The organism is Bartonella sp. CE47NXGY, from assembly GCF_042195415.1.
GTDB lineage: Bacteria > Pseudomonadota > Alphaproteobacteria > Rhizobiales > Rhizobiaceae > Bartonella.
Genome location: NZ_JBHIOI010000265.1, coordinates 1 through 609 on the forward strand (window position 1 = coordinate 1; position 609 = coordinate 609).

Sequence of the window (609 nt, forward strand, 5' to 3'; positions counted from 1 at the left end):
GCCAATAACTTCTTTCAAGGTCAAGGTCAGGCAAATCTTAATGCGTTGACGGGAGGGAGTGTACTTGATGCCAATCATCAACGGCAATTGGATGAAGAGCGGCAAAAATGGGAGCAGCAGAACAATCTTGATTGGGACCAGTTAAGTAAGTTGCTCGCAGCTGGTGGGGCTGTTGCTGGAAATTATGGAACGCAAACAGGACAAAGGACGACATTGACTCCACAGCCAAAACCTAATCCGTGGGAGATTGTTGGAAATGTTGGAACTATCCTTGGTACTTTTGCTGGGCTTAGTGATATCAGAGCAAAAGAAAACATCAGAGAAGCTGGGCAGAGAAATGGCTATAAACTCTATGAATACAACTACAAGGGGCACCCAGAGCGCTATCGCGGTGTAATGGCGCAAGATGTTTTGAAGTCAAAACCTGAAGCTGTTTTCTTGCATAAGGCGACAGGCTTTTTGCATGTGGATTATGGCAAGCTTGGCTTTGAGATGGAAAGGGTGCAGTGATGTTTTGGCGAGAAGAATTAAATGCATTAGAGCGTGAAAAAGCTTATAGAAAGCGTAAAGCGTTGGAACTTGCTGCTTTTAGCACAAACTCTTTTGATG

The 609-nt window shown here is 44.5% G+C and carries 1 protein-coding gene; it reads left to right on the forward strand.

Annotated elements, in window-relative coordinates; genetic code table 11:
* A partial coding sequence (locus tag ACFIL3_RS11015) for a tail fiber domain-containing protein (protein ID WP_375682300.1) occupies window positions 1-510 on the forward strand: 510 nt, incomplete at its 5' end.
* Window positions 511-609 lie beyond the last annotated feature (99 nt).